Source organism: Shewanella sp. 11B5 (assembly GCF_002836795.1).
In the GTDB taxonomy this organism is placed as follows: domain Bacteria; phylum Pseudomonadota; class Gammaproteobacteria; order Enterobacterales; family Shewanellaceae; genus Shewanella; species Shewanella frigidimarina.
This window is the reverse complement of the sequence record NZ_PJAP01000490.1, coordinates 1-6,028: the sequence shown is the minus strand read 5'-3', so window position 1 is coordinate 6,028 and position 6,028 is coordinate 1. Positions and strand designations below refer to the sequence as shown.

The following is a 6,028-nucleotide window of genomic DNA, read 5'->3' as shown; positions in this document are numbered from 1 at the left end:
GTTGCTGCGCAAAATCAGCCGCTTTATGGTCAATACATTCATCAAAGCCTAATACTTCTTTTGCGTAGCGACATTTTTCTTCACCACCAGCAATACCAACAACTCGACAACCTTTCAACTTAGCAATTTGGCCAACCGTTGCGCCAACAGGCCCAGTAGCCGCGGCAACCACAATGGTTTCGCCCGCTTTAGGCACGCCAATATCTAATAATCCCATATAGGCAGTAAAGCCTGGCATGCCCATAATACCCAACGCATAAGAAGGATGGCTTGGGTTATCGCCCAATTTCATCAGCCCTTCACCATTGGATACTACGTAATCTTGCCAGCCACCAAATGATAATACCCACTCACCCACTTTGTAGTCAGGATGATTAGACACTTCCACTTGAGATACCGATGCGCCCACCATCACATCATCAATAGCAACGGGATCAGCATATGATTTAGCGTCATTCATACGGCCACGCATGTAAGGATCAAGTGATAAATACACTGCGCGCAATAACACCTCACCTTCTGCTGGTACAGGTTTGTTGACGGTTTCTAAGCGAAAATTATTAGCAACTGGCTCACCTTGAGGGCGGCTAGCGAGTACTATACGACGGTTTTGAGTGTTCATCTTGTGTCCTTTAAATAACATAGGCACCATACAATGGTGCTGGAGAAGACAATATGACCTCGGTTGTTAAAAGCTATTGATAGCTGTAATACTGATATAAGCCAAACACGGTTACCATAACCAACCAAGGCCAAATAATACGTTCTTTTTACTTAAGTTGATCAATTCAAATATGATCAACAACTTTGCGAGCTAAGCGACTGATATGAATAAAAACAAACATCTATTACTCGAAAATCAGTTCTGTTTTGCTGTTTATTCAACGTCATTGGCGATTACCCAACTGTACAAACCATTACTCGACTCTATCGGGCTAACTTACACCCAGTATTTGGTGATGTTAGTCCTCTGGGAGCAAGATGGGTTAAGTTTAAAAACCTTAGCCAGCAAGCTTGGGCAGCAATCTGGTGCATTAACACCGGTCATAAAACGGCTCGAAACCGATGGCCTGCTAAAGCGCATTCGCGAGCCCTTAGATGAACGGACCTTGTCCATGCAATTAACCGAAAAAGGTCATCAACTTCAGCCCCAGGCAGAAAAAATCCATCTATGTATTCTTGAACAATGCGGTATTGAAATGTCTGAACTCGACGATCTAAAACAACAACTGGATCAATTTAGGCGAAAACTGCCTAACCATATTGAGTTCTAACGCACAAAATGTTGCAAAAATTTAGATTCAATTTGTTTTGCTTAACCACATGATAATCACGATAACTAATTGTGCGCAACTTAAATTAACGATTTTTAAGGTCAATAACCGATTACGTGATGCCGCCGCATTGTTTGAAAAAAATAAAACGCTATTAAATCCCGCTTTGCCAGCTGACTGAAATGGTCATCAAGAACTTGCCATTACGCGACATTGACACTATTGCGACCGACATTTTTTGATGAATACAACGCTTTATCTGCCCGCTTAAATATCTCTAAGAATGCTTTATCCTGAGAACGTAAGGTTGCAACGCCAATACTAATGGTTATCGAAGGAGTTTTTTGTTCTTCGTACTGTTGCTGAGCCTCTCTTAACCGTTCAGCCAGGACATAAGCAGAGTCAATATCAGTATCGGGTAATAAAATAGCAAACTCTTCACCGCCAATTCGAGCCAATACATCTGCCTCCCTAACATGTTCATTGCATATATTGGCAACGCGCTTAATCACCTCATCCCCCACTAAATGGCCATAGGTATCATTCACTTTTTTGAATAAATCAATATCAATAATCATTAATGAGAATGGTTGAAAATAGCGAGTAGCACGAAAAAACTCATGTTCGCAAAAAGACGTAAATGAACGACGATTAAACAAACCCGTTAACGGATCGGTATTAGCAAGCCGCTCTAATTTTGAACGTAAATGATAAGCAGCAGTAATATCGGTAGAAATACCAATAAGGCCAATTAATGTGCCTTTGTGGTTATATAAGGGTTGTTTAACTTCGTGATATACAATTAGCGAGGCTGGGGTATCAACAATAATATCGTCAGATAGTTTGCTTTGAGAATTAAGCACTTTAGTGTCATTCACGTGCAATATATCTACAACATTCGCGGGAAAGTAATCGCTATCTGAAGTGCCCTTTAGCTTTTCAAGCGTCACGCCAAAGTAATCTAGCGTCAGTTGATTCGCATAAACATATTTGCATTGAGTGTCTTTTAAATAAATATAAGCATCAACTTGATCAAGGATAAGCTCATAGGTATCTAACATCATCTTTTTAGTTTGCTGCTGACGGTATCGGTTTAAGTTCAGAAACAGCAACAAAACGATGGCTAACAATAAAATGAAAATTAATAATCCAACGATTTCAAGCGACATGAGCATTCCTTAGCTACCATCTATATCCATATACGCCATTGATGTTGATGACGCCGACCGAACAATATACTCTTATTACATACAGTTAACCATACCGTATGCAAATATGGGCAAGTATAAAAAGATCTATTGTGACAATCAAATAATGAATGCAAGATTCAATTTTGAAGTACGCTGCATATTATTGAAATATCACAATATAGATTCTAATTATCGGGCTGAAATCGACAATATTGAGGCTCAAGTCAAGTTAACCTTAGCTCCCGCTAATAAACGGTGATTAAACTGTCTACTGTTTTGCTAACTAACCTCAAAACAAAACAAAACAAGCGTTAAGGTTAGATATTGTCGATACCACTGACTTAAAGTAATAAATAACATTAACGCTTATAAATAACTCCGTTCTTCATCACAAATGACACATCTAACAGCGCTTTAATTTGCTCAAGAGGACTTTTCTGCATCGCAATAATGTCGGCATATTTTCCAACCTGCAGCGTGCCAAGCTTATCTGCCATATCAATCAGTTTTGCCGAATTAATCGTTGCACTGATTAAAATATCCTCATTGCTCATACCGGCTTCGCTCATCAATACTGCTTCTTTAGCATTGTCACCATGATGTGACACTCCACTGTCGGTACCATAAGCAATGTTAACCCCAGCTTTATAAGCCGCACTGAAGTTGTTCATCATGTCACCACCAACACGTATTGCTTTAGCTTTAATGGCTGGAGACATAAAGTCAGCCCCTGCGGTATTAGCCATTTTCACTACCGTGTCGCCCGCCAACAATGTTGGCACTAAAAACGCGCCACTTTTCTTCATTAATTTAATACTTTCTTTATCGGCGTAACTGCCATGTTCAATACTGTCGACGCCGGCGCGCAACGCTGCATTAATGCCTTGGGCAGCATGGGCATGGCTGGCCACTTTACGGCCTAAAGCATGCGCAGTATCAATAACTTCCTTAAGTTCGTCATCGTCCATTTGCTGACCAGTACCCGTATTGGTGTCAGATAACACTCCTCCGGTAGAGGTGATTTTAATCACATCAGCGCCAAACTTAATCGCCCGACGAGTCGCGCGGCGGCAATCATAAGGTCCGTCACAAATAGTCTTAGAGGTAAATTTATCAAGTAAATCAGGGCTCATGCCATCCACATCACCATGACCTCCCGTTACCGACACGCCACCAGATGCAATAATTCTCGGGCCATCAACCCAGCCTTTATTAATGCCGTCGCGTAATGCATAAATCTGTTCCGGTTTCGCGCCTAAGTCTCGTACCGTTGTGAAACCTGCTAACAAGGTTTTCTTGGCAAAATAAGCACTGTGCATCGCCACGTCAGCATCCGACATTCGCAAAACCTCGCTATCATTATTTGGCCCTAACTCACCCTGTAAATGAACATGCATATCCATCAACCCTGGCATAACAAAGCTGTTTTTTAAATCAATAATCTCAATATTGTCATGCTCGTCCACCACCGGTGCAGACTGATAGCCTGAAGTGATAGAAGTGATAACCCCATCTTTTATCACTACAGTTTGCTGAGTTAAAGGAGACTCGCCTGGCGTAGTTAATAATGTACCAGCATAAATAACGTTAATATTGGCAGCCTCTACCGCCGTAGATGCCATCGTTAATCCGAATACCGCTAAGGCGATAGTGGTAATAGTATTATTATTCATGGAAACTCTTTTTTTAATTTTAATTGGTTAAGTTTTCTACACTGCCAAAAATGCTGTTATGTTACAAGAGAGTAAAATATCGTGTTACATAACGATTAAAAAATCGTTTCATCATTAACAAACAGTGAATGAATATAGAATGAATATTGCAATTTTTGGCGCGGGTTCAACAGGCTGTTATTTAGCGGGTCAGTTATGTATTTCGGGGTTACAAGTCAGCTTAATTTGTCGCCCAGCAATTAAGCAAAAAATCATCGCCAATAACGGTATTACCTTGACCGATTATAACGGCTTAAAACAAACGATTATGCCGCAAGCGTTGATCACCGATATCGACCAAGAATCATCAATCAATGGCAAATTTGATGTAGTATTTGTCACCTTAAAATGTCATCAAGTTAGCAGTATTGCCAATCAATTAATGGCGATTACTCACGACAACAGCAGCATTATATTTATGCAAAATGGCTTAGGCAGTTTTGACAGCATTAAAGACTCGCTCGATCATTACCGCTTACTACAAGGGATCACGCCGTTTAATGTGTTACAACTGCCTAATGGCGTGTTTCACAAAGGCACAGAAGGCGTATTTACCTTGCAAGAAAACCCTCATAGCATCGCAATTCAATCCGCACTGGTTAGCCACGGATTTGGTTGCGACATTGAAGCTGACTTTACCCCAATGATTTACGGTAAATTATTATTAAATCTCAATAATGCGTTAAATGCGGTCACCGACCTACCGATTAAACAGCAATTAAGTGACTACAAAAATCGCCGAGTTTTAGCCAAAGCAATGAAAGAATGGCTAGCAGTATGCGAAGCGGCAAACATTACATTGCATCAATACACCAAGGTCAAACCCGCTTGGTTACCCACCATTTTATCGCTACCAAATGGGTTGTTTAATCTGGTCGCTAAACAAATGCTCGACATCGATCCCAAAGCACGCTCATCAATGTGGGAAGACATTCAAGCAAAACGAAAAACAGAAGTCGATTACATCAATGGTGCCGTAGTCAGCATTGGTAAAAAATACGGTATAAAAACACCGGTGAATCAATCGATAGTAGAAAAAATAAAGCAACTAGAACAACGACATTAACCAAATGCCGTACGCGATATCGTTGTCGAGAAAAAAGTAAATTTATTGTAAAATATTGCAAAAAAATACCATTAACGTAGTCGCACGATACAATCAAACAAGCAGAAGTAGTACGCCTAAAGATGACTCTCAATAAGAGTCATCGTGACGTAATCTTTATTGCTTATAACTTAACGCGATTAACCAATCGGAAATTAATTACAGATGAATGACAGCACTTTCTTTTTTGGCGATTGGCAAATTAATCCTCACAGCAATAGCATTCAGTCTGGCGATGTTATTCGCAGTCTTGAACCCAAAGCCATGGATGTATTGCGTTTACTGTGCCAACACCAAGGGGAAGTACTGGCAGCAGACGATATTATTAATCACTGCTGGAACAACATCGCCATTGGCGATAATCCGCTGCATAAAGTCATTACCCAGCTGCGTAAAGCATTAGGCGATCAAGCATCTAATCCGCAGTACATAGAAACCATCCGCAAACGCGGTTATCGCACCATCGCCAGTGTTGAATTCCCTATTGGTCATCATGCCAAAGTCACTACCCAACAATGGCAAGGCGCCTCGCCGTTTCCGGGGTTACGCGCATTTGACACCAACGACTCCAATGTATTTTTTGGCCGAAGTGAGCAAGTTGACACCTTATTAAATCGTATCACTAAACAAGTTGAATTTGGCCGAGCCTTTTGCTTAATACTCGGCCCCAGCGGTACAGGTAAATCATCGCTCATTAACGCCGGCATCATGCCTAATTTGATGTCCAAAAATGGCTTTAACGGTGTT

At 40.9% G+C, this 6,028-nt stretch carries 6 protein-coding genes; 3 read left to right on the top strand and 3 right to left on the bottom strand.

Features of this window, described 5'->3' with window-relative positions:
* The coding region (locus CXF78_RS11485; protein WP_145991425.1) for an NADP-dependent oxidoreductase at window positions 1–622 on the bottom strand (622 nt) is incomplete at its 3' end.
* Window positions 623–827: 205 nt separating this feature from the next.
* Between CXF78_RS11485 and CXF78_RS11480 the strand changes: the two genes are divergently transcribed.
* Window positions 828–1,274, top strand: coding sequence for a MarR family winged helix-turn-helix transcriptional regulator (locus CXF78_RS11480; RefSeq protein ID WP_011636281.1), 447 nt, complete (start codon window positions 828–830; stop codon window positions 1,272–1,274).
* A 203-nt stretch (window positions 1,275–1,477) separates the two neighbouring features.
* Here the strand turns inward: CXF78_RS11480 and CXF78_RS11475 are convergent, their stop codons facing one another.
* Window positions 1,478–2,443: a sensor domain-containing diguanylate cyclase gene (locus tag CXF78_RS11475; RefSeq protein ID WP_180957124.1), complete on the bottom strand. Its 966-nt coding sequence runs from the start codon at window positions 2,441–2,443 to the stop codon at window positions 1,478–1,480.
* A 380-nt stretch (window positions 2,444–2,823) separates the two neighbouring features.
* Entirely contained in the window at window positions 2,824–4,137 is a 1,314-nt protein-coding gene (locus CXF78_RS11470) for a metal-dependent hydrolase family protein (protein ID WP_102036856.1), read from the bottom strand.
* Between the two features lie 139 nt (window positions 4,138–4,276).
* Between CXF78_RS11470 and CXF78_RS11465 the strand changes: the two genes are divergently transcribed.
* Both CXF78_RS11465 and CXF78_RS11460 read left to right on the top strand, forming a co-directional pair.
* Window positions 4,277–5,242 carry a 2-dehydropantoate 2-reductase gene (locus tag CXF78_RS11465; protein WP_102036855.1) on the top strand — a complete coding sequence of 322 codons (966 nt, stop codon included), beginning with the start codon at window positions 4,277–4,279 and terminating at the stop codon, window positions 5,240–5,242.
* 204 nt (window positions 5,243–5,446) lie between these two features.
* On the top strand, window positions 5,447–6,028 hold a 582-nt coding region (locus tag CXF78_RS11460), incomplete at its 3' end, for an nSTAND1 domain-containing NTPase (RefSeq protein ID WP_180957123.1).